At 50.1% G+C, this 25,576-nt stretch carries 24 protein-coding genes and 1 other annotated feature; of the genes, 12 read left to right on the forward strand and 12 right to left on the reverse strand.

The features are described 5' to 3' along the window. Positions 1-27 precede the first annotated feature (27 nt). The 10 genes from galE to gndA all read left to right on the forward strand — a co-directional run bounded on the left by galE (position 28) and on the right by gndA (position 12,110). Positions 28-1,050 (forward strand): UDP-glucose 4-epimerase GalE, encoded by a 1,023-nt coding sequence (gene galE, locus TAN611_RS07985; RefSeq protein WP_203067498.1) that lies wholly within the window; start codon positions 28-30, stop codon positions 1,048-1,050. 451 nt (positions 1,051-1,501) lie between these two features. Continuing rightward, positions 1,502-2,383, forward strand: a complete 882-nt coding sequence (gene galU / locus TAN611_RS07990; protein WP_203067499.1) for a UTP--glucose-1-phosphate uridylyltransferase GalU — start codon at positions 1,502-1,504, stop codon at positions 2,381-2,383. A gap of 321 nt (positions 2,384-2,704) precedes the next feature. Further along, positions 2,705-3,472 carry an ABC transporter permease gene (locus tag TAN611_RS07995; protein WP_203067500.1) on the forward strand — a complete coding sequence of 256 codons (768 nt, stop codon included), beginning with the start codon at positions 2,705-2,707 and terminating at the stop codon, positions 3,470-3,472. Continuing rightward, positions 3,472-4,212, forward strand: coding sequence for an ABC transporter ATP-binding protein (locus tag TAN611_RS08000; RefSeq protein ID WP_203067501.1), 741 nt, complete (start codon positions 3,472-3,474; stop codon positions 4,210-4,212). The genes TAN611_RS07995 and TAN611_RS08000 overlap by 1 nt, the downstream gene beginning before the upstream one ends. 34 nt (positions 4,213-4,246) lie before the next feature. Continuing rightward, a complete protein-coding gene (locus TAN611_RS08005) occupies positions 4,247-6,145 on the forward strand; it encodes a DUF4422 domain-containing protein (RefSeq protein ID WP_203067766.1) in 1,899 nt (632 codons plus the stop codon). Positions 6,146-6,150: 5 nt separating this feature from the next. Next, positions 6,151-7,305 carry a UDP-galactopyranose mutase gene (gene glf / locus TAN611_RS08010; RefSeq protein ID WP_203067502.1) on the forward strand — a complete coding sequence of 385 codons (1,155 nt, stop codon included), beginning with the start codon at positions 6,151-6,153 and terminating at the stop codon, positions 7,303-7,305. Next, a complete protein-coding gene (locus TAN611_RS08015) occupies positions 7,302-8,198 on the forward strand; it encodes a glycosyltransferase (protein ID WP_203067503.1) in 897 nt (298 codons plus the stop codon). Before glf ends, TAN611_RS08015 begins: the two co-directional genes overlap by 4 nt. A 14-nt stretch (positions 8,199-8,212) precedes the next feature. Further along, a complete protein-coding gene (locus TAN611_RS08020; RefSeq protein WP_203067504.1) occupies positions 8,213-9,355 on the forward strand; it encodes a glycosyltransferase family 4 protein in 1,143 nt (380 codons plus the stop codon). Next, on the forward strand, positions 9,355-10,566 hold the full coding sequence (locus tag TAN611_RS08025; RefSeq protein WP_203067505.1) for a polysaccharide pyruvyl transferase family protein: 1,212 nt from the start codon (positions 9,355-9,357) through the stop codon (positions 10,564-10,566). The genes TAN611_RS08020 and TAN611_RS08025 overlap by 1 nt, the downstream gene beginning before the upstream one ends. Positions 10,567-10,703: 137 nt before the next feature. Next, on the forward strand, positions 10,704-12,110 hold the full coding sequence (gndA, locus tag TAN611_RS08030; protein ID WP_111737439.1) for an NADP-dependent phosphogluconate dehydrogenase: 1,407 nt from the start codon (positions 10,704-10,706) through the stop codon (positions 12,108-12,110). A gap of 64 nt (positions 12,111-12,174) precedes the next feature. On the opposite strand, the gene TAN611_RS08035 is transcribed toward gndA, so the two are convergent. Then, positions 12,175-12,981, reverse strand: coding sequence for a polysaccharide pyruvyl transferase family protein (locus tag TAN611_RS08035; RefSeq protein ID WP_203067506.1), 807 nt, complete (start codon positions 12,979-12,981; stop codon positions 12,175-12,177). A 169-nt stretch (positions 12,982-13,150) separates the two neighbouring features. On the opposite strand from TAN611_RS08035, the gene TAN611_RS08040 reads away from it, so the two are divergent. Further along, complete coding sequence (locus tag TAN611_RS08040; RefSeq protein WP_203067507.1) at positions 13,151-15,352, forward strand: glycosyltransferase; 2,202 nt, start codon at positions 13,151-13,153, stop codon at positions 15,350-15,352. A gap of 183 nt (positions 15,353-15,535) precedes the next feature. Here TAN611_RS08040 and TAN611_RS08045 read toward each other — a convergent pair whose 3' ends face one another. The 10 genes from TAN611_RS08045 to hisL all read right to left on the reverse strand — a co-directional run bounded on the left by TAN611_RS08045 (position 15,536) and on the right by hisL (position 23,606). Further along, a complete protein-coding gene (locus tag TAN611_RS08045) occupies positions 15,536-16,177 on the reverse strand; it encodes a hypothetical protein (RefSeq protein ID WP_203067508.1) in 642 nt (213 codons plus the stop codon). Between the two features lie 150 nt (positions 16,178-16,327). Beyond that, complete coding sequence (gene hisIE / locus TAN611_RS08050; protein WP_203067509.1) at positions 16,328-16,942, reverse strand: bifunctional phosphoribosyl-AMP cyclohydrolase/phosphoribosyl-ATP diphosphatase HisIE; 615 nt, start codon at positions 16,940-16,942, stop codon at positions 16,328-16,330. Further along, positions 16,936-17,712: an imidazole glycerol phosphate synthase subunit HisF gene (gene hisF, locus TAN611_RS08055; RefSeq protein ID WP_105230446.1), complete on the reverse strand. Its 777-nt coding sequence runs from the start codon at positions 17,710-17,712 to the stop codon at positions 16,936-16,938. The genes hisIE and hisF overlap by 7 nt, the downstream gene beginning before the upstream one ends. Next, positions 17,694-18,431 (reverse strand): 1-(5-phosphoribosyl)-5-[(5-phosphoribosylamino)methylideneamino]imidazole-4-carboxamide isomerase, encoded by a 738-nt coding sequence (gene hisA, locus TAN611_RS08060; protein ID WP_203067510.1) that lies wholly within the window; start codon positions 18,429-18,431, stop codon positions 17,694-17,696. Before hisA ends, hisF begins: the two co-directional genes overlap by 19 nt. Positions 18,432-18,436: 5 nt before the next feature. After that, positions 18,437-19,027, reverse strand: coding sequence for an imidazole glycerol phosphate synthase subunit HisH (gene hisH, locus TAN611_RS08065; protein ID WP_203067511.1), 591 nt, complete (start codon positions 19,025-19,027; stop codon positions 18,437-18,439). Beyond that, positions 19,027-20,094, reverse strand: coding sequence for a bifunctional histidinol-phosphatase/imidazoleglycerol-phosphate dehydratase HisB (gene hisB, locus TAN611_RS08070; protein WP_105230449.1), 1,068 nt, complete (start codon positions 20,092-20,094; stop codon positions 19,027-19,029). The genes hisH and hisB overlap by 1 nt, the downstream gene beginning before the upstream one ends. Beyond that, positions 20,091-21,179 (reverse strand): histidinol-phosphate transaminase, encoded by a 1,089-nt coding sequence (hisC, locus tag TAN611_RS08075; protein ID WP_203067512.1) that lies wholly within the window; start codon positions 21,177-21,179, stop codon positions 20,091-20,093. Before hisC ends, hisB begins: the two co-directional genes overlap by 4 nt. Next, positions 21,176-22,483 carry a histidinol dehydrogenase gene (gene hisD / locus TAN611_RS08080; RefSeq protein ID WP_105230451.1) on the reverse strand — a complete coding sequence of 436 codons (1,308 nt, stop codon included), beginning with the start codon at positions 22,481-22,483 and terminating at the stop codon, positions 21,176-21,178. The genes hisC and hisD overlap by 4 nt, the downstream gene beginning before the upstream one ends. A gap of 4 nt (positions 22,484-22,487) precedes the next feature. Beyond that, the gene (gene hisG / locus TAN611_RS08085) at positions 22,488-23,387 is read right to left on the reverse strand and encodes an ATP phosphoribosyltransferase (protein ID WP_105230452.1); all 900 of its coding nucleotides are present in this window, start codon (positions 23,385-23,387) and stop codon (positions 22,488-22,490) included. A gap of 69 nt (positions 23,388-23,456) precedes the next feature. Continuing rightward, positions 23,457-23,583: a sequence feature (His leader region), on the reverse strand. After that, entirely contained in the window at positions 23,559-23,606 is a 48-nt protein-coding gene (gene hisL, locus TAN611_RS08090) for a his operon leader peptide (protein WP_101495319.1), read from the reverse strand. (Overlaps the previous feature by 25 nt.) A gap of 228 nt (positions 23,607-23,834) precedes the next feature. Here hisL and TAN611_RS08095 point away from each other — a divergent pair, with 228 nt between their 5' ends. Next, positions 23,835-24,659 carry an SDR family oxidoreductase gene (locus TAN611_RS08095; RefSeq protein WP_197951633.1) on the forward strand — a complete coding sequence of 275 codons (825 nt, stop codon included), beginning with the start codon at positions 23,835-23,837 and terminating at the stop codon, positions 24,657-24,659. On the opposite strand, the gene TAN611_RS08100 is transcribed toward TAN611_RS08095, so the two are convergent. After that, positions 24,652-25,551: a LysR family transcriptional regulator gene (locus TAN611_RS08100; RefSeq protein WP_105230454.1), complete on the reverse strand. Its 900-nt coding sequence runs from the start codon at positions 25,549-25,551 to the stop codon at positions 24,652-24,654. The two genes, TAN611_RS08095 and TAN611_RS08100, sit on opposite strands and share 8 nt — an antisense overlap. Between the last annotated feature and the right edge of the window lie 25 nt (positions 25,552-25,576).

Here is a 25,576-nt window from a genome sequence, read left to right on the forward strand (position 1 = left end):
GGTAAGCGCACATTTTAAGGAGCGATCATGGCAATTTTGGTTACCGGTGGGGCTGGCTATATTGGCTCGCACACGGTTTTGGCATTGCTTGAGCGTGGGGAAGAGGTTGTTGTTTTGGATAATCTGTCCAACTCATCAAAAGAATCCCTGCATCGTGTGGAGCAGTTGACCGGCAAAGCCGCGGTGTTCCATCAGGGCGATATTCTTGATGAACAATGCCTCAAGCATATCTTTGGCACTCATCAAATCACCTCCGTTATCCATTTCGCCGGTCTGAAGGCCGTTGGTGAGTCGACGCGTAAACCGTTGGAATACTATCAAAACAATGTGGCCGGTACGTTAGTGCTGCTGCAGGCGATGCGTGACGCCGGCGTACACCAGTTTATTTTCAGCTCTTCGGCTACGGTGTATGGCGCCAACTCTCCGGTTCCTTATGTGGAAACTACGCCGATCGGCGGCACTACCAGCCCTTACGGCACGTCAAAACTGATGGTTGAGCAGGTACTGCAGGATTTTGCCAAGGCTGAACCGCAGTTCTCAATCATTGCGCTGCGTTACTTCAACCCGGTCGGCGCCCATGAGTCAGGGCTGATTGGCGAAGATCCTAACGGTATCCCCAACAATCTGCTGCCTTATATCTCCCAGGTTGCCATCGGTAAGCTGGAAAAGCTGGGCGTATTCGGCGGCGATTACCCAACCAAAGACGGCACCGGCGTGCGCGATTATATCCATGTGATGGACTTAGCCGATGGCCACCTGATGGCGATGGACCATTTAAACAATATCAATGGGTTCAAAGCATATAATCTGGGCGCGGGAGTGGGCTACTCGGTGCTGGAAATGGTGAAGGCGTTTGAGAAAGCCTCAGGCGTAACGATTCCTTACCAGATCCTGCCGCGTCGTGATGGCGACTTACCGGCGTTTTGGGCTGATGCCAATCTGGCGAAACGTGAGCTGGGTTGGGAGGTACAGCGTGGTATTGACGCGATGATGCGTGATACCTGGAACTGGCAGAGTAACAATCCGCAGGGTTATAGCGGCCTGAAGTAAGTCCTATTCTCTGTACAATAGTACGTTGATCAATAGTTATCGTACTTTTATCAGTTGCCTGAAAGCCACCTGTGATACAGGTGGCTTTTTTTATTTCCCAGGTCATTTATAATACAAAAATGAATAATTAGCCTCACTTTTTTATAGTTATCACGCTAATAATAAGATCCGTTATACTAACAGAGGGAAGGTGGTGATTCATTTTATCCTAACTTATGTCATTTAATTCAGTGTGTTATGTTTTTTTGTTTGAGGGGGGCTTAGCGAGAATAATTGATTTGTATACTGATGAATAATGTATTAGCAATCCGCATAGGTGTATACTTTCGGTCAAGGAAGACGGATATCATTTTGACCGCGTGCAAAAGGGCATCATAGTATATGATACGCCGTTGTAATAATTATTACGTGTTCTATCAATAAAGCCCAACGATTGGGAGTTGTTATATAAATGCTAAAAGCTGTTATTCCTGTTGCAGGTCTCGGTACCCGCATGTTGCCGGCGACTAAAGCCATCCCTAAGGAAATGTTACCGATAGTTGATAAGCCTCTTATCCAGTACATTGTGGATGAGTGTGTTGCCGCAGGCATTAAAGAAATCATTTTAGTGACGCATTCATCAAAGAATGCCATTGAAAACCACTTTGATACCTCGTTTGAGCTGGAAAGCATGTTGGAATCGCGTGTTAAGCGCCAGCTGCTGGAAGAGGTCCAGGCTATTTGTCCTAAAGGCGTCACGTTGATGCATGTTCGTCAAGGTCAGTCTAAAGGTTTGGGCCATGCCATACTATGTGCTCGTCCGTTGATTGGCGATGCGCCTTTTGCCGTGCTGCTGCCCGATGTGCTGATGGATGATGCCGCTTGCGATCTTAGCAAAGATAATCTGGCGAGTATGATAACCCGATTCGAGCTTTCCGGACGTAGCCAGGTGATGGTTGAGCCGGTGCCTGAGCAAGATGTGTCCAAGTATGGTGTTGTTGCCTGCGACAATGCTGCTGTTCTCCCGGGGCATAGTGTGCCGATGCACGCAATTGTGGAGAAACCTGATGTTGATAGCGCGCCTTCGAATTTGGCTGTGGTGGGGCGTTATGTATTGGCTGCTGATATCTGGCCGCTGCTTGAGAAAACGCCTTATGGTGCCGGTGATGAGATCCAGTTAACGGATGCCATTGCCATGTTGATGGAGCAAAAACCTGTGGATGCTTTTGCCCTTTCGGGGAGATCCCACGACTGCGGTGATAAGATGGGCTATATGAAGGCGTTCGTTGAGTATGGTCTACGTCATCCAAAACAAGGCGAAGATTTTGCCGCGTGGCTGGAAGGTTTTATCTAAGATGGACATAAGGGTCTGAAGAAGGAATCCAGTATTTTCCTAGAGTAAAGGGCGGAGGCTGGATGTAACGTAGCGTTCACTCGTGTACCATTGTAAGGTTTTTTGTGAGTGCATGAGGGATAAGTCAAAATCTACAGGTTGTGAAGTGTACTCTGGTTGCCGCATTGCTAGGGGCGGTAGCATGGTCTTAACTAATTGATATTTTGGTTAAATCGTCGAGTTCTTTGAACTCTGATTACTCAGTGTCCCTTAATGAGCCTCGTTGGAAGCGGCCTTTGCTTTTTGAGGTAGGGGAATCTTAATCTTAAATTGAGTTTGTCTATGAAGTATAGCTTAGGATATCTCTGGGATTTGGCTACGGTCATCACAGAGAAAGAATTAAAAGTAAGATATAAAAGTAGCTTTTTTGGATACTTATGGTCGATAGCCAATCCATTACTTTTTGCTATGATCTACTATTTTATTTTTAAGTTGGTCATGCGCGTACAGATACCGAATTATACTTTATTTATTATCACGGGACTTTTCCCATGGCAATGGTTTGCAAGTTCAACGACCAATTCCCTCTACTCTTTTATTGCCAATGCACAAATAATAAAGAAAACAGTTTTTCCTCGTTCTGTTATCCCATTTAGCAATGTTCTGATGGAGTGCTTGCATTTTCTATGCACTATTCCAGTAATTGTTGTTTTTTTATATGTTTATGGAATGAAACCTTCTGTTGATTGGATCTGGGGGGTGCCTCTAATTGGTATTGCTCAAATGACGATGACATTCGGGATTTCCATGATGCTGTCGACGTTGAATCTTTTCTTCCGCGATTTGGAAAGATTCATTACGTTAGGAATTATGCTGATGTTCTATTGCACGCCAATTCTTTATTCCGGCGATATGATTCCCAGAGAATATCATTTCATGATCGACTTTAATCCTTTGGCTAATATGATTCTTAGCTGGAGAGACTTGTTTATGAATGGCGTGATTGACTATGAGCGAATAGCCTTCCTTTATGGCTATGCGATATTCTTTGTTGTTGTTGGGGTTTGCATTTTCAATAAGTTAAAGTACAGGTTTGCAGAGATATTATAATGAGTGTAGCTATAGAATTTAAAAATGTCACCAAACGCTATCCATTATATCATCATATTGGATCCGGCATTAAAGAGTTAATATTTAATCCACGTCGTGCATTGAGTTTACTCAGCGGACGAAGTTACTTAGCCATTGAAGATATCAGCTTCCAGGTGAAAACAGGGGAATCAGTAGCCCTTATTGGACGCAACGGTGCAGGGAAGAGCACATCTCTTGGGCTGGTGGCTGGCGTAATGAAACCTTCTTCTGGTTCAGTTCATGTTGTTGGACGTGTTGCCTCAATGCTTGAACTGGGAGGAGGGTTTCATCCTGAACTAACTGGCCGAGAAAATATTCGTTTAAATGCTACTTTGCTAGGTTTACGCCGGAAAGAGCTGAAGAGCCGACTGGATAAAATCATCGAGTTTTCTGAACTGGGTGAATTTATTGATGAGCCTATTCGAGTGTACTCAAGCGGTATGCTAGCAAAGTTGGGCTTTTCCGTTATCACTCAGGTTGATCCGGACATTTTGATTATTGATGAAGTGCTGGCCGTCGGCGATATCGCATTTCAAAAGAAATGTTTAGAGACTATCAACGAATTCAAGAAAAAAGGCGTGACAATCCTTTTTGTCAGCCACAATCTTGAGGATGTCGAGAAAATATGTGACAAGGTTATCTGGATTGAAAATCATAAAATGAAGAATATGGGGGAAGCCCACTCTGTTATCTCTCAGTATCGAGAGGCTATGGCATGATTTTCATGATAATGCGAATTTGGTGATTGAAAAAATGAGTAGTGTTAAAATATATACCTGTCATCATAAACCTAGCGCTTTTTTAGACTCTACGCTGGTTCAACCTATTCATGTCGGTAAGGCCAATAATCTAAATGATATTGGATGTCCAGGTGATGATAGCGGTGATAATATTTCTTTCAAAAATCCATTCTACTGTGAACTGACTGCTCACTATTGGGTATGGAAAAATAGTAAACTGGCCGATTATATCGGTTTTATGCATTATCGTCGCCATTTTAATTTCTCTGAAGAACAATGCATGCCTGAAGATAATTGGGGCGTTGTTAACCATGAGCAGATTGATGCATCGTACCATGAAACGTTTGGCTTAAATGACGAAGGTATCACTCATTGTTTGGCTGGTGTAGATATCATTTTGCCAAAGAAATGGGATGTCGGCGCTGCAGGTAGTAAAAACAATTACCATCACTATAAAGTCTCTAATTATTTGCACATTGAAGATTACGATGCAGCATTAAAGGTTTTGGCGGATATTTACCCTGAATACCAATCAGCAGCGGATAAATTTAACAGCGCTACAGATGGTTACTATACGAATATGTTCGTTATGCGCAAGGATATATTCGAGGATTATTCTTCCTGGTTGTTTAATATTTTAGATAAACTGGAAGGCAAAATTTGCTTTAAGAATTACAATGCACAGGAGCAGCGCGTTGTTGGGCATATTTCCGAAAGGTTATTGAATATTTATATCAATTACCAACTGGAGCAGAGAGCGCTTAAGATAAAGGAACTGCAGCGAACCTTCGTACAGACGGAGACTTTCAACGCCAAGTTGAAGCCAGCTTTTCCAAACAATAATGTTCCTGTGGTAATTTGTTTCGATGACAACTATGCTATCAGCGGTGCCGCATTAATTAACTCTATCGTCGAGAATGTAAGTCCAGAATTGAATTATGACTTGGTGGTGCTTGAAAATGGCATCTCCCTGAAGAATAAAAGACGCTTTATCTCGTTGGCTGATGGGTTTGAAAACATTAGTATCAGGTTTTTTGATGTTAATGCATTTTCCGAGATTAAATCTGTATTTACGCGCGCGCATTTTAGTGCGACCACCTATGCACGTTTGTTTATCCCTAAACTTTTTTCAGAGTTTGATAAGGTCATTTTTATCGATTCCGATACTGTGGTCGAAAGTGATATTGCAGAGTTAATGACCGTATCATTGGGGAACAATCTGGTGGCGGCGGTAAAAGATATCGTCATGGAAGGATTTATCCTGTTTGGTGCCATGTCGCAATCCAGTGACGGAGTGATGCCGGCAAAAGAATATCTGTCTGGAAGTCTAGGCATGAAAGATCCCGATGGGTATTTTCAGGCGGGGATTTTAGTCTTCAATATTGCACAGATGCGCCAGGAGAATACTTTCGAGGCACTGATGCTGGCAATGAGAGAAAAAGAATATTGGTTCTTGGACCAGGATATCATGAATAAAGTGTTTCATGGGCGTGTGCATTATCTGCCATTTGAATGGAATGTCTATCATGGTAACGGCAATACGGATGAGTTCTTCCCCAACCTGCCATTTGCTACGTATATGCGTTTTCTTGAAGCTAGAAAAAAACCCAAGATGATTCACTTTGCCGGTGAAAATAAGCCATGGAATACGCGACATGTAGATTTCTTTGATAATTATCATAAGAATGTTGTGAAAACACCATGGGCATTGGAAGCCTATGAACGCTTGATTAAAGGGTATGTCGTCTCGTCGGATGGAAATTTGGCGACAAATAATGCACCCATATTGCTGCAGACCAGAGTGAAACGTGCGCTGATGCCAATTGTTAACCACCTGGCGCCAAAGGGAAGCTCTCGTCGTAATATTATGACCAAGTATTATTATAAAGTTAGACGCGTAATTATTGGGTGATTTATATGACTAGCAAAAAAATTCTTATTGTTGGCGCCGGTTTCTCCGGTGCAGTCATTGGGCGTCAATTGGCTGAGCAGGGACATCTCATTCAAATTATTGATAGTCGCGACCATATTGCCGGTAATTGCTATGATGCTCGTGATACGAAGACGGGGGTCATGGTACATACTTATGGGCCGCATATCTTTCACACTGATAATGAACAGGTATGGAACTTTGTTAATCATTATGCGGTTATGATGCCCTATATTAATCGCGTGAAAGCAACGGTGAATGGCCAGGTCTTCTCTTTACCGATAAATCTTCATACGATTAATCAGTTCTTTAATAAGACTTGCTCGCCTTCAGAAGCCAAAGCACTGATTGCAGAGAAGGGGGATAGCACCATTACTGAGCCCCAGTCATTTGAAGAACAGGCTCTTCGATTTGTTGGCAAAGAACTCTACGAAGCCTTTTTCAAAGGCTATACCATCAAACAGTGGGGAATGTCACCTGCAGAATTGCCGGCCTCTATATTGAAACGACTGCCTATCCGTTTTAATTATGATGATAACTATTTTAATCATAAATTTCAGGGGATGCCGAGAGATGGCTATACCCAAATGGTTAAGAATATTTTGAATCATGAAAATATTTCTGTGTCACTGGGCAGAACGTTCCAGCCTCAGGAACGTGAAGAGTATGACCATGTATTTTACAGCGGCCCGCTGGATGCCTTCTATGACTTCCAGTTTGGTCGTTTAGGCTATCGTACTCTCGATTTCGAAAAGTTTTCTGTTGACGGTGATTATCAGGGATGCGCTGTGATGAACTATTGCGCGCAAACGGTGCCATATACCCGTATCACTGAGCATAAATATTTTTCTCCATGGGAACAGCATGAAGGTTCGGTATGCTATAAAGAATACAGCCGGGCATGTGAAGAAAATGATATTCCCTACTATCCTATCCGTTTGCTTGGTGAGATGAGTGTGTTGGATCAATATATCGAACTGGCTGAAAAAGAAAATAACATCACCTTTATCGGCCGGTTAGGTACCTATCGTTATCTGGATATGGATGTGACGATCGCGGAGGCATTAAAAACGGCTGAGACATATCTGGCTAGCCTGCAACAAGGTGATTCAATGCCTGTATTTACGGTTGACATCAGATGAAAACCACGGCGTTAATTGTTACGTTCAATCGCCTGGACAAGTTAAAGCAAGCTTGGGCGGCAACCGCTGCGTTGCCGTTTGAGCATATTGTTATTGTTGATAACGCGTCGACAGATGATACGCACGCCTGGCTGAGTCAACTTGACGATGTACGGCTACAGGTCATTCGCTCTACTCAAAATAGTGGCGGTGCGGGTGGGTTTAAATTAGGTGCGGAGTTCATTGCAACACACATAGACACCGATTGGGTGTTCATGTTTGATGATGATGCTTATCCTGATGCGGAGTTGTTGACACATTTTGCTGAGCTGGAAGATTCTGGTTATAGTGCATACTGTTGTCGTGTTTTAGATAAGCAAGGCGCGTTATGTAAAATGAATGTGCCGTTTAGTCAAATGCCGACTTCAATGATTCAAACGTTAGATTACATGGTCAGGGCGGAGCGTTACGTTCCTGTAGAGCATGAGGCGTCGGATGTTGTCACATTTTCTTTTGTTGGCGCCATAATTCGCAAAGACGTTTTAGCTGCCAATCTCCAGGCCATTTGGTCTGAACTTTTTATTTACTATGATGATCTTTATTTTTCTTACAGGTTGAGTCAACAGGGATATCGGCTTCGTTATTCCCCTGAACTGTTGTTTCTACATGATGTGCCGGCTCCTAATCGAGGTGGCACACCGCCATGGAAAGTCTATTATTTGACTAGGAACTTATTGCTTTCAAAAGTTTTTTTTGAAAAAGGCGAAAGGCCTTACTCTTTCGGCGCTATCGCGTTGCGGGTTGCTAAATATTTAATGGCGACCCTTTCTCAAGGCAATAAGTGGAAATACATTAAATATGTGACTAAAGGTATTGTAGATGGCATCTTGTGTAAAAATGGTAAGCAACATTAGCCGGTAAGAGTTAAATGAAAAAGATATGCTACTTTATCAATTCAGATTGGTATTTTGAACTACATTGGGTAGAAAGAGCCTTGGCAGCTAAAGCTGCGGGTTATGAGATCCATGTGGTTAGTCATTTTATTGGTGACGACATCAGGAAAAAATTAACAGAGAAAGGTTTTCTTTGTCATAATTCTTTCGTTTCTGAGCAGTCTATTAATCCACTCAGTTTTCTTGGTTCTTGGGTGAAGGTTTGGCGTTTGCTTAAGAAAATCGAACCGGATGTTTTACATTGTATTACGATTAAACCCTGCCTGATGGGAGGCGTTTTTGCCCGTTTCTATAACAAACCGATTATTTTGGGGTTCGTAGGACTGGGGCGCGTTTTCATGGATAATGGTTTTTTGATGAGCGTTATTCGTTTCTTTACGCTGCGTGCTTATAACTATATATTCAAAAATAAAAGGTGTCTGCTGGCATTTGAGCATGAGAGCGATCGTGAGAAATTACTTGCTCTGAGTCATGCAAAAAAACAGCAAACGGTCGTGATTGATGGGGCGGGAATTAATCCGAATATCTATCATTATTCACTGGAAGTGAATCGAGAAAAGCCAATTGTGTTATTCGCCAGCCGTTTGTTATGGAGTAAAGGTCTTGGCGACCTGGTTGAGGTGAAAAGACGTTTAGCCGCGAAAGGTGTTGATTTTGAACTTAACGTGGCTGGCATTCTAAGTGCGGGGGACGCTGATGCTATCCCGTTGTCACAGATTGAGTCATGGCATCAGCAAGGGGTAATAAACTGGCTCGGACGTTGTAACGACGTTTATAGTTTAATTAAAGCTGCTAATGTTGTTGCATTACCTTCGACGTACTCAGAAGGTGTTCCCAGGATTCTGTTAGAAGCTGCATCTGTAGGACGAGCCTGCATCGCTTATGACGTAGGTGGATGCCAAAGTCTGATTATTGATGAGTATACAGGTAGCCTGGTTGAAAAGCGTAATGTTGAATTACTTGCCAAAAAACTGGAAGAACTTCTGGTCAGCCCTGCCAAGCGTATAGAGATGGGGGTTCGCAGTCGTGAACGTATTGAAAGCAAATTCGCGTCATCATTGATTATTAATGATACGCTGAAACTTTATCAGAGAGCGATCACGGCAGTAAATTATTAATGGCGGAGATGAATATTTTGAGTTTTTTCACTCAGCTATGGAAAAGAAAGAGTCGTAAAAGTATTCTTACAAACCTGACAGAGCATAAAAATTTTTATTTGATTTCTGCTGCTGGCATGCCTAATTTTGGCGATGATATGCTGACGCGTTATTGGGTTGAGGAATTACAGCGACGCTTCCCCGGCTGTACTATTTATCTCGACGCTGTTGATGCTGTGGTGGCGGCTGAGTTGTTCCCTGATGTTAAGTGTGTCGATTATTTATGGCGACTGGCACAGGCGTTAGGCAATGAGGGTTCTGTGGAGCATAAATTTAGCGACCGCTATGCTATGCCTGTGCGTGAACGCTTAATGTCCGCGCTGTTTAATTCCGTAGACAGTATTCACTTGCTTGGCGGCGGTTATATCAATGAACTTTGGGGCGCCAATAGCAGATTAGTGGAGCTGGTAGCCTATTTTGCGAAAAAAAATCAACTTCGTTGTTATGCCACCGGACTGGGTTTACAGCCACTTTCTCCGGAAAATGCCGCCAGGCTGGCGCCTTTCATCCGGCAGTTTACGCAGTTCGATGTTCGTGATCGGGCGAGTTATGATGTACTGGTTCCTTTTGAGCTCCCCACGCTGAGTTTTTCAGGGGATGACTATTTTGCTTTCCCTCAACGTCCATTAGGCCGTATTGTTCAACGCGAATCAGTGACCTTGCATCTTTGCATCCATACGGAGTTATCTGAAAATGAAATGCTGACTTCGAATCTACTGGCGCTATTACAACAGATTACGGAGCGTTTTTCTCAGCAGTATGCTAACGCAGCAATACGCTTTTATGAATTCCGGCCTGGCTCGGATGGTGTGTTTTTCCAGCAGGTTCGAGAACGATTACCTGCAGTGGAATTCGTGTCATTTGAACAGATCTGGCAAGACGGTCTGGTGTTTTCCAGTCATGATTTTTGCATTAGTTCGCGTTTTCATTTTCAAGTAATTGCTGCCAGCCTTGGGGTGGCGGGGGTAGCGCTCTCTTGGTCAGATTATTATGACAATAAGTTTTCCAGCCTGCAGCCTATGTCAGATTGGCCAATATTGAGGCCGGATGTTGCTCCGGATGTGCTGACTTCGCAGTTGTTTGCATCTTCTCCTTCGGTGAATCGACGGCAGGGTAAGGAATTGATACAACAGGCCAAGGCTCGGTTGTTGGCGCAGTTGTACAATTTTTAACGGATGCAGTCTGATACAAAACCTATCGCACCAATCACTACCCACCACCCGCAAACCTGAGTTAACATGTGGGCCACATCACAAAACCTGTTAGCCGAGAGCTGTTAGCAGGGTTATCTTCAGACAGGAGTTACTAAATGTCCAAGCAACAAATCGGCGTTGTCGGCATGGCGGTAATGGGCCGCAATCTGGCACTGAACATCGAGAGCCGTGGCTACACCGTTTCCATCTTCAACCGTTCAGGCGATAAGACTGATGAAGTGATTGCTGAGAACCCAGGCAAAAACCTGGCGCCTTACTACAGCGTTGAAGAGTTTGTTGAGTCTCTGGAAAAACCGCGCCGCATTTTGCTGATGGTAAAAGCGGGCGAAGCGACTGACAAAACCATTGCTTCCCTGACTCCGCACCTGGATAAAGGTGACATCCTGATCGACGGCGGCAACACCTACTATCAGGACACCATTCGTCGTAACCGCGAGCTGTCTGACCAGGGCTTCAACTTTATCGGCACCGGCGTTTCCGGCGGTGAAGAGGGCGCGCTGAAAGGCCCTTCCATCATGCCTGGCGGCCAGAAAGAAGCTTACGAGCTGGTTGCGCCAATCCTTGAGAAGATCGCTGCCGTCGCCGAAGGCGAGCCTTGCGTGACCTACATTGGCGCAGACGGCGCCGGTCACTATGTGAAAATGGTGCACAACGGCATCGAATACGGTGATATGCAGCTGATTGCTGAAGCCTACTCGCTGCTGAAGCAGGCGCTGAACCTGAGCAACGAAGAGCTGGCGGATACCTTTGCCGAGTGGAACAAAGGCGAGCTGAACAGCTACCTGATCGACATCACCAAAGACATCTTCACTAAAAAAGATGAAGAAGGTAAATACCTGGTTGATGTGATCCTGGATGAAGCGGCAAACAAAGGCACCGGTAAGTGGACCAGCCAGAGCTCGCTGGATCTGGGCGAACCGTTGTCGCTGATCACCGAATCTGTTTTCGCGCGTTACCTGTCCTCACTGAAAGATCAGCGCGTTGCCGCCTCTAAAGTGCTGACCGGCCCGCAGGTTGCGGCCTTCAGCGGTGATAAAGCCGAGTTTATCGAGAAAGTGCGTCGCGCACTGTACCTGGGCAAAATCGTTTCCTATGCACAGGGCTTCTCTCAGCTGAAAGCGGCTTCCAAAGAGAACAATTGGGATCTGAACTACGGCGAAATCGCCAAGATCTTCCGTGCCGGCTGCATCATCCGCGCCCAGTTCCTGCAGAAAATCACCGATGCTTATGCGGAGAACGCCGACATCGCCAACCTGCTGCTGGCGCCGTACTTCAAGCAGATTGCCGACGACTATCAGCAGGCGCTGCGTGACGTGGTCTCCTATGCGGTGCAGAACGGTATCCCTACGCCGACCTTCTCCGCGGCCATCGCGTACTACGACAGCTACCGTTCTGCGGTGTTGCCGGCTAACCTGATCCAGGCTCAGCGCGATTACTTCGGTGCGCATACCTACAAACGTATCGACAAAGAAGGCGTGTTCCACACCGAGTGGATGGAATAATCCCTTCTGTTGTAGGAAAAAAACCGCCGTGCTGAGCACGGCGGTTTTTTATATTATAAATTATTTATTTTATGAAATAGGTATTCGGGTAGTAATTCATTAAGGAGTGATCGTAAACGGATTCATTTTTGTAATATGAATTCGGGTAAAAGTTCACTTCCATACCCAATAATGAACCTAAAATTGCAACATGCAACCGGTCGGTATTGACGGCTTTATATTCTTGTAAAAAACTGATGAGTGAACGCGTTGAGTTTCTCGCCAGGTTGGCATTATCCCAATAATCGCCATTCCATGTTAAAGAGATATCATGATTATTTTCTCGTTGTAATTTTGTTAATGACTCTGAGTCGGTACGATAACAAGATGCCGTTCCTTTGGTAGGAATTACTTCGCTAATATATTTTTCCTTATCTAGATAAAATGCCATATCCTGTGTTAGGAGAAGTGATTCGCCAGGGATATAACCCAGTTTCAGTAAGCGATCGTATGAGGTTTTTTCGCGGCAGCAGACAAAAAGGTGTTTTATATTTTCTTTGAAGAATTCGGTATAGCCGAAAATAGTTGAGGGAAATATAATAACCTTCGCGAAGGTACCAAGGTGGTTCTTGATAAAGTCACGTCCTTCAGCGTAATACCCTTCGATTAAATTACCGCCGCCCCCGAAAAGCAAAACATCTTTCTCGGGGCTATAGGTTGCCGAGGCGCTGAACGGAGAATAAACGAAACCATTAGCTTCCAGATAGTCATATGTTGCGGCTGCAATAACTCCATCTCCTGCATTTCCAGGGTTGGCTTTATAGATAAAGTTATATTTTTTGTAAAGCTCTCGCAGCATTGAGGTGAACTGGTTTCCGCTTGTATGGGGCATTTCTTGACCTCGTTGGTTTGAATGGCGGATGAGCCTTGAAAATGTACACTTACTCCACTTTCCAGTAACCTTACAGAAAGATTTGTTGATCGACAAGATGATCGTAGTGTAAAGATCGCGATAAAATAATCAACAAATGGTATTAAAATAAATCAAAGGATAGGTTTGTATGAAAAAAATTCTTATAGTCACTCCAGACATAGAAGGCCCGATCCGTAATGGTGGCATTGGTACGGCCTTTACTTCTTTGGCTATAAACATGGCAAAGTCGGGTTTTGATATCGAGGTACTTTATACCTGCGGTGACTACTCAGAGTCCGCTGACAGAGATATGGCACATTGGATCTCGGTGTATGAGGAGCACGGCGTAAAGTTAACGGTGCTCCCAATGTTGACAGATGTAAATATCGATGCACCATATTTTAGAAGAAAAAGTTATACCGTTTACCACTGGCTGAAAGATAGCAGCAGAGTACGTTATGATGTTGTGATAAGTTGTGAATGGCAGGCAGATTTGTATTATACATTGCTGGCTAAGGAACAGGGGCTTTTCTTCTCTGATACAAAGTTCATTATCAATACGCATAGTTCTACTCTCTGGGCTGATGAGGGGAATTATCAGCTTCCCTACGACCAAAATCACATGGAACTCTATTTCATGGAACAAAAGGTCGTTGAAATGGCTGATGAGGTTATTAGCCCTTCACAATATTTACTTGATTGGATGCGGGATAAAAAGTGGGTACTGCCCGCTGAGAGTCATGTTATTCTTAACTGCGAACCGTTTTCTATTAATTCTGTCAATGACTCAGCCATACCTAAGCCCCCCAAGAAAATGGCAGAGGGAATTGAATTAGTTTTCTTTGGTCGTTTGGAAACCCGTAAAGGATTAGATATTTTTCTTCGTGCTTTACATAATTTGAAAAACGATGAGTTAGCTAAAATCTCTGCGGTTACATTTATGGGGAAAGGGGTTGTAAGTGAAGGCTTTAACTCTATTGAACATATTCGAACCAAAACGGATTCGTTGACTTTAAACGTTAATATTATTACAGATTATGACCGTACCCAGGCCGACACTTATATAGCAAGGGACAACGTGTTGGTTGTGATTCCATCTTTGGTGGAGAACTCACCTTATACGGTTTATGAAAGTTTGATAGGCGGCATTAATTTCATTGCTTCTTCAGTAGGGGGGATAAAAGAGCTTATCCCTGCTGAGCAGCATTCAAAAATAATATTCGAACCAACACCGAGCTCATTATATCAGAAGATCACTTTTAGAATTGATAACCTTCAGGTAAAAACTCAATTAGTACAGAATGTTGAAGCTATTGAAGCTACCTGGGTTGAAAAATTCAAAGAGTCATTTGAGCCTTGTCGTGTTAATAATGATGAAAACCAGGAGCCATTAGTTAGTGTATGTCTGGTTCATCATGATCGAAGCCATTTGTTGCAGCAGGCCATCGCATCTTTAAAAGCACAAACGTATTCTAACTTTGAAGTAATTCTTGTTGATGATGGCAGTGTTAAAGAAGAGTCTCGTCAGTATCTTGATCTATTGCATAAAGACTTTGCTGATAAGGGATGGAAAATTATAAAAAGCTCCAATAATTACTTGGGGGCTGCGCGCAATTTGGCCGCAAGATCTGCATCTGGTGAATATCTGGTCTTCATGGATGATGACAATGTGGCGAAGCCGCATGAGCTAGAAACGTTTGTACGTGCGGCAATTAATTCTGGTAGTGATCTTCTCACAACGCCAAGTGATTTGATTTATGGCGATGAGTTCCCATCTCCGTTCCGCAAAATGAAAGATTGCTGGTTGCCGCTGGGTGCAGATCTGAATGTCGCCAGCTTTGCCAACTGTTTTGGCGATGCGAATGCAATGATCAGAAAAAGCGTTTTCGAAAGCGTGGGTGGATTTACCGAGGACTACGGTATTGGGCATGAAGACTGGGAGCTGTTCTGCCGGGTTGCGTTGGCTGGTCATAAAATACAGTTGATACCTGAGGCGTTATTCTGGTATCGCGTGGCAAATACGGGGATGCTAATCAGCGGTAATAAAGGTAGAAATAACTTCCGTAGCTATCGCCCATTCATGTCTCCAGACAATCGTATTCAGTATACTATGGGGTTGATACCTTCTTATATTGAAAAGATTAATCGTTTGGAGCGTGATCTGGCCTTCTATCGTAGTAACCCCGCTACCGAGATCGGTGTTCTCAATGAAAAAATTGATTATCTTATCTCTCAGCAACGTGATGGTTGGGCTCACGACCGGTTTAATGTGCTTTTTGCTGCGGTGAATAAGAAAGGAATATTATATCGGTTCAGCAGAAAATTAGTTAATACTCTTCGGGGTAAATAGATATAAAACGTTGTGTTTCTCGGCGTTTTATGTACGCACGATAAGGGTTCCCAAGAAATGTATACGGCCCGTGACGTTCCCTTTTTTCTTTAAAAGTCACATGTATCATCACGGACAAAGGTTGGTAATGTCCTCTGGGAATCCATCAATGCCACCTGTTATGCAGGTGGCTGTGTATAACAGTTATAGTTCTTTCATAACATTGCTAATTATCTTATCCCATCCTTCAACGGATATGTCATCAGCTTGGCTATATTCGGCAAATCGATCAATATAGGAAATTAGTATGTTATCATTTACATACTCAATCTTTCCTAGTTTATCACTTTCGTTACTTTGAAATACGACTAATATTTTTGCTTTTCCATATTGCTCAAGTGCTGCTGACAACCTTTCAATAACCGACATGTCAATTTCATTGTTATTTTTCTTGATGACGAAAATTCTGTTTCCTTCCTTCAGAGAGTTTTTGAATTTTTTGACTAAATAATCAATTTTTTCTTTCTCTGCTAAATATATTTCCTTTCTTTTTTCATCATTCTCTTCAAACTCCCAGTGTCCATTAATTTCTTGGCTATAAAGCTCAGTATGAAATATCACGCCATTGGCTTTATCAACCAACATGTTTCTCCAGGTAGGCTGGAGGTTATTTAACTGATAAAAACCTTCAAAGTTACTGGAAATCAGGTTGAGAAGATCTTGATGATCTTTGATGAGTGACCAGCGAAACAAACTGCCATTTTCAATACCTTTACTGCGCAGATAAAAGCCGAACTCACAGTTGTCACCCATGCTTTCAAAATGAAGCGTTTTTTCATTTTCCATATCACTCATCCTAATCATGTTGTATAGATTGCTTTTCATTTTAGCCATATAAAATTTTGACAGAAGTCTTTTTAAATGTGAAGCAGGGAGTGTTGGATGAAGTGGGGAAAGGATCAGGCACGGTAGTATCCGTGCCTGTATAGGCGGTTATTATTTCTGATGCCGTTCGCGCAGCCGGCCGATCACCGTGCTCAGATCCAACTGTTGGTCCTGCAGCAGCACCAGCAGGTGATAAATCAGATCCGAGGCCTCGTTGGTCAGCTCTTCGCGGTCATTCACCGTCGCCGCCAGCGCGGTTTCCACGCCTTCTTCGCCCACTTTCTGCGCGATGCGCTTGGTGCCGCTGGCGTACAGACTGGCAGTATACGAGCTTTGCGGGTCGGCATCCTTGCGCGCCGCCAGCAGCTGTTCCAGCTGATACAGGAAGGTCCAGTCGCTGGCCGCCGGGTGGAAGCAGCTGCTGTTGCCCAGATGGCAGGTTGGGCCGATAGGCTGCGCCAGAATCAGCAGCGTATCGTTATCGCAGTCCGGCGTGATGCTGACCACGTTGAGGAAATGCTCGGAGCTTTCGCCCTTGGTCCACAGGCGCTGTTTGGTGCGGGAGTAAAAGGTCACCTTGCCGCTGCTCTCGGTAGTGGCCAGCGCTTCCCGGTTCATATAGCCCAGCATCAGCACCTCGCCAGAAACGGCGTGCTGCACGATGACCGGCATCAGGTTATCGGTTTTTTCCCAGTCCAGCCGGGCTTTCTGTTGTTCGGTTAACACACGCGAATCTCCACGCCGTTATCGGCCAGGAACCGTTTCAGTTCGCCGATATTGATGATTTGTTTATGGAACACCGATGCCGCCAGCGCGCCGTCGACGTTGGCGTCGCGGAAGGCCTCCAGGAAGTGGGCCATGGTGCCGGCGCCGCCGGAGGCGATCAGCGGCACATTGCACACTTCACGTACGCGGCGCAGCTGTTCCAGATCGTAGCCGTTGCGAACGCCATCCTGGTTCATCATGTTGAGCACGATTTCCCCGGCACCCAGCTTTTGCACTTCCTGCACCCAGTCCAGCGTCTCCCACTGGGTGACGCGGGTACGGCTTTCATCGCCGGTATATTGGTTGACGTGGTACTTACCGCTGTTTTCGTCATACCAGGTGTCGATGCCAACGACGATGCACTGCACGCCAAAGCGATCGGCCAGCCGGCCGATCAGGCTCGGATCCGCCAGCGCCGGCGAGTTGATGGAGATCTTGTCGGCGCCGAACGACAGGATCTGGCTGGCGTCATCGGCACTTTTAATGCCGCCGGCGACGCAGAAGGGGATATCGATCACTTCCGCTACGCGCGACACCCAGCTTTTATCCACCACGCGGCCGTCGCTGGAGGCGGTAATATCATAGAACACCAGTTCGTCTGCGCCTTCTGCGGCATAGCGCTGCGCCAGCGGCACGATATCGCCGATGATCTCGTGGTTGCGGAACTGCACGCCTTTCACCACTTGCCCGTCTTTCACATCCAGACAGGGAATTATCCGTTTTGCCAGCATGCGATGGCCTCCTCAACGCTAAATTTACCTTCCAGCAGCGCCCGGCCGACGATCACGCCTTCCACGCCGCTGTCGCGCAACGCCGCGATATCATCCAGCCCGCCGATGCCGCCGGAAGCCTGGAAGGCCACCTGCGGGTAGCGACGGCTGATTTCCTGATACAGCGCCACGTTGGAGCCGGCCAGGGTGCCATCGCGTGAAATATCGGTGCACAGCACGTGTTTCAGGCCATAGGGCAGAAACTGCTCGACCACCTGTTCCAGCGTGGCGTCAGAGTTTTCCTGCCAGCCGCTGATTGCCACCTGCTTGCTGCCGGAGGCGTCAATACGCACATCCAGCGCCAGCACCAGCGCGTCCGCGCCGTAACGTTCAAACCAGCTTTGCACCAGCGCCGGCTGTTTCACGGCGGTGGAGCCAATCACCACGCGGCTGGCGCCGGCTTCCAGCAGGGACGCCACGTCCTGCTCACTACGGATGCCGCCGCCGACCTGTACCGGCACCGTTACGCCGTTCAGCAGCTGGCGCAACAGCGGCAGCTGACGGGCGCTCGGATCTTTCGCTCCGGTGAGATCCACCAGGTGCAGCACCTGCGCCCCCTGTTGTTGATAATCCTGCAGGCGCGGCAGCGGATCGCTGCCGTAGTCGCGCTGCTGGCCGTAATCGCCCTGATGCAGGCGTACCACCTTGCCGTCGATCAAATCCAATGCGGGGATAATCATGCTGCCTACATCTCCAGAAAGTTTTTCATTAACTGCGCGCCGGCGGCTCCAGAACGTTCTGGGTGAAACTGCACGCCGAAGAAGTTGTCTTTTTGCACGGCGGCGGTGAAGGGCGCGCCGTAGTCCGCTTGGGCGATAGTGTTTGCACATACCGGCATCGCGTAGCTGTGGACGAAGTAAAAATAGGCGTCGTCATCGATGCCGCGGAACAGGTGGCTGCCGGCCCGGGCGGAAACCTGGTTCCAGCCCATATGCGGCAGCGGCAGGCCACCGGCCTCCATCTGTTTCACCTGTACGTCGAGCACTCCCAGCGTGTCGACGCCGCCGTTTTCTTCGCTGCTGTCCGCCAGCAGCTGCATGCCGAGGCAGATGCCCAGCACCGGCTGGGTGCAGGCTTTGATAAGATCAATCAGCTCGCGCTGCGCCAGCTGCTCCATCGCGGCTTTGGCGGTGCCGACACCGGGCAGAAACAGCTTGTCGGCGCGCAGCACGATCTCCGGGTCGCGGCTGACCTCAGGCTGGTAACCCAGCCGCCTGACCGCATAGTTGACCGAAGAGAGGTTGGCGCAGCCGGTATCCAGAATGACCACGTTCATCACAGCACTCCTTTCGAGCTGGGCAGCGTATTGCCGTCCACGCGAATCGCCTGGCGCAGGGTACGGCCAAAGGCTTTAAACAGGCTTTCAGCCCGGTGGTGATCGTTTTTGCCTTTGGTTTTCAGGTGCAGCGTGCAGCCCATGGTGTAGGAGAGCGAACGGAAAAAGTGTTCGATCATCTCGGTGCTTAAATCGCCGACGCGCTGATAGTTGAACTCGGCCTTATATTCCAGGTGCGGCCGGCCGGAGATATCCATGGCGCAGCGCGCCAGGCACTCGTCCATCGGCAGCATAAAGCCGAAACGAGCGATGCCGCGCTTGTCGCCCAGCGCCTTGTGCAGCGCTTCACCCAGCGCCAGCGCGGTATCTTCCACCGTGTGGTGATCGTCGATATACAGATCGCCGTTGACCTGAATGTTCATGCGGAAGCCGCCGTGGGTGGCGATCTGATCCAGCATATGATCGAAGAAACCGACGCCGGTCTTGATCTTGCTGTCGCCTTCGCGATCCAGCCAGACATCCACTTCGATCTGCGTTTCTTTGGTCGCGCGGTTAACGTGCGCATGGCGATCGCGCTGGGTCAGCTGGCGGGTAATCGCCGGCCAGTCCAGAGCGCCGCGCTGGTACAAAAGCCCCTGAATGCCCATATTTTCCGCCAGTTGGATATCGGTCTGGCGGTCGCCGATCACATAGCTGTGTTCGCTATCGACCACGCCCGGCTGCAGGTAACGTTCCACCAGCGCGGTCTTTGGCTTGCGGCACTCGCAGTTGTCCGCCGGCAGATGCGGGCAGATCAGCACCTCTTCAAAGCGAATCCCTTGCGAGCTCAGGAGCTGCATCATCAGGTTGTGCGGCGGATCGAACGTTTCCTGCGGGAAGCTGGCGGTGCCGAGCCCGTCCTGATTGGTAATCATCACCAGGGTATAACCTGCCGCCTGCAGCGCCAGCAGGGAAGGGATCACCGCCGGCTCCAGCGCCAGTTTATCCAGGCGATCGACCTGGAAATCTTCAGGGGGTTCGGCGATCAGCGTGCCGTCGCGGTCAATAAACAGATATTTCTGGCTCACAGTGGCTCCTGGCGAGTCGTGGTGGTTCCGGGCAGCGGGCGCAGCGCGTCAATCACGCGCTGGCATTCATCTTGGGTGCCTATGGTGATGCGCAGGCAGCCGGACAGCCCAGGCTGTTTGTTTTGGTCTCGTAAGATAATGCCCTGATCCCACAAGGTTTTAAACACATTGCTGGCGGCGGTGAAGCGCACCAGCAAATAATTGCTGTCGCTGGTGAAGACCTGTTCGACGCAGTCGCACGCTTCCAGCGCCTGCTGCAGCCACAGACGGTTGCCGGCAATCTCGCCGACGCGCTGGCGCATCAGGCGCAGGCCTTCGGCGCTGAGCGCCTGGGCGGCGATATCCGCCACCGGGCTGGAGAGCGGGTAGGGGGCGATCACCTTCAGCAGCAGAGCGATCAGATCCGGGTTCGCCAGCGTAAAGCCGCAGCGCAGTCCGGCCAGCGCAAAGGCTTTGGACAGGGTACGCAGGATCGCCAGGTGCGGATAATCACTGAGCCAGCCGGCTACGCTGGCCTGCGGGCAAAACTCGATATAGGCTTCGTCAACCGCCACAATGGCTTTGCCTTTGGCCATCTCCAGCAGCGCACGCAGCGAATCCGGGTCCAGCAGGTTGCCGGTCGGGTTGTTCGGGCTGCAGACATAAATCAGTTTGACGCCGTCGAGGCTGGCGGCAATCGCCGGCAGATCGAGCTGCCACGCTGCCGTGGTTTGCACGGTGCGGCGCTCGACGCCAAAGGTTTCGGCGCTGACGCCGTACATGCCGTAGGTCGGCGGGCAATATAAAACGGCGTCTTTCCCCGGTTCGCAGAAGGCGCGAATCAGCAGTTCGATACTCTCATCCGCGCCGCGGCTGACCAGCACCTGATCCGGGCTGACGCCGGCATACTCGGCATAGCGGGCGATCACCTGCGCCGGCTGACACTCCGGGTAGCGGTTCAGGTTTGCGGCTGCCGGCTGAAAGTCGGGCGCCAGCGGATATTCATTGGCGTTGAGCCACACGTCGCCGCTGCCGCCGAGACGGCGCGCCGACTGGTAGGGCGTCAGATCGCGCACGTTCTGGCGCGCCAGATTTTCAATGCTCATGCTTGCTCCTTCAGTGCGGCGACGCGCAGGGTCACGGCGTTTTTGTGGGCGATCAGCTGTTCGGCGGCGGCCAGCCGCTCAATGGTGGCGGCCAGATTCATAAAGCCCTGCGGCGTCAGTTCCTGCACCGTCATGCGCTTTTGGAAATCCGCCAGCCCCAGGCTGGAGCAGGTGGCGGTGTAACCGTAGGTCGGCAGCACGTGGTTGGTGCCGGAGGCGTAATCGCCAGCGGATTCCGGCGACCAGTCGCCGAGAAACACCGAGCCGGCGCTGGTAATGCTGTCGACCAGATCGCGCGCGTTGCGCGTCTGAATGATCAGGTGCTCCGGGCCGTAGCGGTTGCTGATGCTGACGCATTCGGCCAGATCGCGCGCCACAATCAGACGGCTGGCGGCCAGCGCCTGACGGGCGGTTTCCGCACGCGGCAGCGCCGCCAGCTGCTGTTCCACCGCTTCCGCCACCGCCCGCGCCATCGCGGCGTCCGGCGTCAGCAGAATCACCTGCGAATCCGGGCCGTGCTCCGCCTGCGACAGCAGATCGGAGGCGACGAACGCCGGCGTGGCGCCGCCGTCGGCGATCACCAGCACTTCTGACGGGCCGGCCGGCATATCGATCGCCGCGCCGTCGAGACGCTGGCTGACCTGGCGTTTGGCTTCGGTGACGAAGGCGTTGCCCGGCCCGAAGATTTTATCGACCTGCGGTACGGACTCGGTGCCGAACGCCATGGCGGCAATCGCCTGCGCGCCGCCGACCTGAAACACTTCCTGCACGCCGCACAGCTGCGCCGCATACAGAATCTCATCGGCGATCGGCGGCGGCGAGCACAGCACCACGCGGCGGCAGCCGGCGATGCGCGCCGGGGTTGCCAGCATCAGCACGGTGGAAAACAGCGGCGCGGAGCCGCCGGGAATATAGAGGCCGACCGAATCAATCGGCCGAGTCACCTGCTGACAGCGCACGCCAGGCTGGGTTTCAACATCAACCGGCGGCAGTTGCTGCGCATTGTGGAAGGTGGTCACGTTGCCGACGGCGACGGCCATCGCCTGCTTGATATCATCATCTAACCGGGCGGCGGCCGCGGCAATCTGCTGCGGCGTGACGCGCAGGGCGTCGACCTCGACGCTGTCAAACTTGGCGCTGTACTCGCGCAGGGCGCGGTCGCCGTTGCTTTTTACATTGTCGAGGATGCCGCGCACCGTGGCGCTGATACTGTCCGAGGCGGAAATTGCCGGACGCATCAGCAGGGCATCGCGCTGTTCGGCGCTGCAGTCGGCCCAGTTGATGGGGGTATTGAAGTCAGCCATGGCGTTACTCCATCATCTTTTCGATTGGCAGCACCAGAATCGAGCTGGCGCCGAGCGCCTTCAGCTTCTCCATGGTTTCCCAGAACAGGGTCTCGCTGCTGACCATGTGCATCGCCACGCGGTTCTGCGCGCCGGCCAGCGGCAGAATGGTCGGGCGCTCGGCGCCCGGCAGCAGCGCAACGATCTCTTCCAGACGTTCGCTTGGCGCGTGCAGCATGATGTATTTGGATTCCCGCGCCTGGATCACGCCCTGAATACGGGTCATCAGGCGGTCGATCAACTGCTGCTTGGCGGCCGGCATGTCGCCGTCGCGCTGAATCAGGCAGGCCTTGGAGCGGTAGATGACTTCGACTTCGCGCAGGCCGTTGGCTTCCAGCGTGGCGCCGGTTGACACCAGATCGCAGATGGCATCCGCCAGGCCGGCGCGCGGCGCGACTTCCACCGAACCGTTCAGCAGGCAGGATTTAAAGCGTACGCCCTGTTTGTCGAGGTACTGTTTCAGCAGGTGCGGGTAAGAGGTGGCGATGCGGGCGTCTTGCAGGCTTTGCGGGCCGGTGTAGTCGGTATCGAGCGGAGCGGCCAGCGACAGGCGGCAACCGCCGAAATCCAGACGGCGCAGGGTGGTATAACGTGGGTCTTCGCCCTGTGCGCGGCGGGTCAGCAGCTCTTCTTCCAGTACGTTTTCGCCGATGATGCCGAGGTCAACCACGCCGTCCATCACCAGGCCGGGAATATCGTCATCACGCACCCGCAGAATATCGATCGGCATGTTTTCCGCGAAGGCGATCAGGCGTTGCTGCTGCAGGTTGATTTTAATCCCGCAGCGCGCCAGCAGCTCCTGCGACTCGTCGCTCAGGCGGCCCGACTTCTGCATGGCGATTCGTAAGCGTGTTTTGTCCAGCATGGTAACCTCTGTTTAATCTGTAATTTTATGAATTTATTGTAAAAAATACTTTTCTGTCTGTCCGGGGGCAAAAAAAAACCCTCGGAAGAAATCTTCCGAGGGCTCTCTCTTACAATCTGCGCGCCGCTGGAAGATTTAAAAACCGTCTCCCAGCACTCATCGCCTGAAAGACTAGTCAGGATGATGGTGATGATGGTGGCTGAACTGAATGCGCGTCATGTGTAATCTCGTTTTAGGTCATGAATAACTGAATTGCTAATTAACCTAAACTATAGGTTATGGAGAGCGCAACTCTTTTTTACGGTCATAAATTTAATTTATTGAAACAGGTTCAGTTATTAGCTATACGCCGGTTGACCTAACCCGACAGGGCGCTGATTGCCACGCTGCCGCGACTGGCGTAGCCTTGATAACCGAAGTGCGCCGTAATCTTCAGGAGAGGAAGAGATGAAAAAAGTCGCCATTGTTGGCCTTGGCTGGCTGGGCATGCCGTTGGCACTGTCATTGATAAGCCGCGGGTTTGAGGTGGTGGGCAGTAAAACCACCCCGGACGGCGTGGAAGCCGCGCGTATGAGCGGCATTGAATGCTATCCGCTGGCGCTGACGCCGGAGTTGGAATGCGAGCCGGACGACCTGGATGCGCTGCTGCAGGTCGATGCGCTGGTGATCACGCTGCCGGCGCGCCGCACCGTCGAAGGCAGTGAAAACTACTTCAACGCGGTGCGCATGCTGGTGGACAGCGCGATGGCCTACGGCGTGTCGCGGATTATTTTCACCAGCTCAACCTCGGTGTACGGCGACGCCGCCGGCATGCTGAGTGAGGATTCGCCCGTCAATCCGATAAGCCCTTCTGGCCGCGTGCTGGCGGAGCTGGAGCGCTGGCTGCATGAGTTGCCCAATACTTCGGTGGACATTCTACGCCTGGCCGGGTTGGTGGGCGCAGAACGCCATCCGGGCCGTTTTCTGGCCGGTAAGGTAGAAGTGAAAGGCGGTTCGCAGGGGGTCAACCTGGTGCATCAGGATGATGTGATTGCCGCTATTCAGCTGCTGCTGACGTTGCCGCAGGGCGGGCATATTTATAACCTGTGCGCGCCGCGCCACCCGCAGAAACGCGAGTTTTATCCTCAGTTGGCGGCGCAATTGCAGCTTACGCCGCCGCAGTTCGCGGCAGAAGCGGATCAGCCGGCGCGGCTGGTGGACGGCAGCCGGATTTGCCGGGAACTGGGGTTTGTTTATCAGCACCCGGATCCGGCGCGGATGCCGGTCAGCTAAGCGTGCCGCCTTGGCGCTGCAGATCCTCCAGCAGCGCCGTCAGGGCATCCTCCGTCGGCTGCGGGCGGGTCGCCAGGCTGAGCGTCGCCTGATAGCTCAGCGGCGGGCCGCCAAGCTGGCGCAGCTCGCCCCGTTCCACCCAGCGTGCGGCGTAGTGCGTGGGCAGGTAGCCGACATATTCGCCGCTGAGGATCAGATGCACCACGCTCTCCATATGGAAGGCGACGGCGCCGAGATCGGCGGGCGCCAGCGGGCACAGCTGCTGCGCCAGCAGATAGCCGCGCTGTATCCAGCGTGCATTCTCGATTTGTTCCCGGCCGGGGTTAGGCTGGGTAAATAACGGATGATCGCTGCTGCAGTAAACCGCCTGCGTTTCCGCCAGCCAGGGGCGGTAGCTCAACGCCGCCAACTGCTGGCCGAAATAGCCGATGCCCAGATCCAGCTGGCGGTTCAATAATCCCTGTTCAATTTCGCCCGGCGAGCAAATGCGGCAGTGCAACTGCACGTCCTGCCGGCGCTGCAAAAACTGTTTGAGCGCCTGGCTGAAGGGGCTGCCGGGCAGCGACGCCAGGTTATCGACCAGCCCGATCTGCAGATCGCCGGTCAGCAGGCCGTTCAGCGACTGGCTGACGCGGGTGAAATCACGGGCGGCGCTGAACAGCGTCCGGCAGGCGATCAGAATACGTTCTCCCTTGGGAGTGAGCATAAACCCCGAACGCCCGCGCTGGCACAGGCGAAAGCCAAGGCGGGTTTCCAGCGTGGAGAGGTGGGTGCTGATGGTCGACTGATTCATCTGCAACGGTTCCTGCGCGGCGCTGACGCCCTGCGCCTGCGCCACCGCGACAAATACCCGCAACAGTTTGAGATCGATATCGCTAAGATTGGTCAGCATCGCCCCTCCGCTCGCCACCGCGTTT

Source organism: Serratia sp. Tan611 (assembly GCF_905188235.1).
In the GTDB taxonomy this organism is placed as follows: Bacteria; Pseudomonadota; Gammaproteobacteria; order Enterobacterales; family Enterobacteriaceae; genus Serratia_B; species Serratia_B rhizosphaerae.

Excerpts from the sequence above, each read along its gene's own strand:
- hisF (WP_105230446.1), bottom strand. The coding sequence starts at position 17,712 with ATGCTGGCAAAACGGATAATTCCCTGTCTGGATGTGAAAGACGGGCAA.
- hisH (WP_203067511.1), bottom strand. The coding sequence starts at position 19,027 with ATGAACGTGGTCATTCTGGATACCGGCTGCGCCAACCTCTCTTCGGTC.
- TAN611_RS07995 (WP_203067500.1), top strand. The coding sequence starts at position 2,705 with ATGAAGTATAGCTTAGGATATCTCTGGGATTTGGCTACGGTCATCACA.
- TAN611_RS08040 (WP_203067507.1), top strand. The coding sequence starts at position 13,151 with ATGAAAAAAATTCTTATAGTCACTCCAGACATAGAAGGCCCGATCCGT.
- TAN611_RS08035 (WP_203067506.1), bottom strand. The coding sequence starts at position 12,981 with ATGCCCCATACAAGCGGAAACCAGTTCACCTCAATGCTGCGAGAGCTT.
- hisG (WP_105230452.1), bottom strand. The coding sequence starts at position 23,387 with ATGCTGGACAAAACACGCTTACGAATCGCCATGCAGAAGTCGGGCCGC.
- hisA (WP_203067510.1), bottom strand. The coding sequence starts at position 18,431 with ATGATTATCCCCGCATTGGATTTGATCGACGGCAAGGTGGTACGCCTG.
- gndA (WP_111737439.1), top strand. The coding sequence starts at position 10,704 with ATGTCCAAGCAACAAATCGGCGTTGTCGGCATGGCGGTAATGGGCCGC.
- galE (WP_203067498.1), top strand. The coding sequence starts at position 28 with ATGGCAATTTTGGTTACCGGTGGGGCTGGCTATATTGGCTCGCACACG.
- galU (WP_203067499.1), top strand. The coding sequence starts at position 1,502 with ATGCTAAAAGCTGTTATTCCTGTTGCAGGTCTCGGTACCCGCATGTTG.
- TAN611_RS08020 (WP_203067504.1), top strand. The coding sequence starts at position 8,213 with ATGAAAAAGATATGCTACTTTATCAATTCAGATTGGTATTTTGAACTA.
- TAN611_RS08025 (WP_203067505.1), top strand. The coding sequence starts at position 9,355 with ATGGCGGAGATGAATATTTTGAGTTTTTTCACTCAGCTATGGAAAAGA.
- glf (WP_203067502.1), top strand. The coding sequence starts at position 6,151 with ATGACTAGCAAAAAAATTCTTATTGTTGGCGCCGGTTTCTCCGGTGCA.
- TAN611_RS08000 (WP_203067501.1), top strand. The coding sequence starts at position 3,472 with ATGAGTGTAGCTATAGAATTTAAAAATGTCACCAAACGCTATCCATTA.
- TAN611_RS08095 (WP_197951633.1), top strand. The coding sequence starts at position 23,835 with ATGAAAAAAGTCGCCATTGTTGGCCTTGGCTGGCTGGGCATGCCGTTG.
- TAN611_RS08005 (WP_203067766.1), top strand. The coding sequence starts at position 4,247 with ATGAGTAGTGTTAAAATATATACCTGTCATCATAAACCTAGCGCTTTT.
- hisD (WP_105230451.1), bottom strand. The coding sequence starts at position 22,483 with ATGGCTGACTTCAATACCCCCATCAACTGGGCCGACTGCAGCGCCGAA.
- TAN611_RS08045 (WP_203067508.1), bottom strand. The coding sequence starts at position 16,177 with ATGGAAAATGAAAAAACGCTTCATTTTGAAAGCATGGGTGACAACTGT.
- TAN611_RS08100 (WP_105230454.1), bottom strand. The coding sequence starts at position 25,551 with ATGCTGACCAATCTTAGCGATATCGATCTCAAACTGTTGCGGGTATTT.
- hisC (WP_203067512.1), bottom strand. The coding sequence starts at position 21,179 with ATGAGCATTGAAAATCTGGCGCGCCAGAACGTGCGCGATCTGACGCCC.
- TAN611_RS08015 (WP_203067503.1), top strand. The coding sequence starts at position 7,302 with ATGAAAACCACGGCGTTAATTGTTACGTTCAATCGCCTGGACAAGTTA.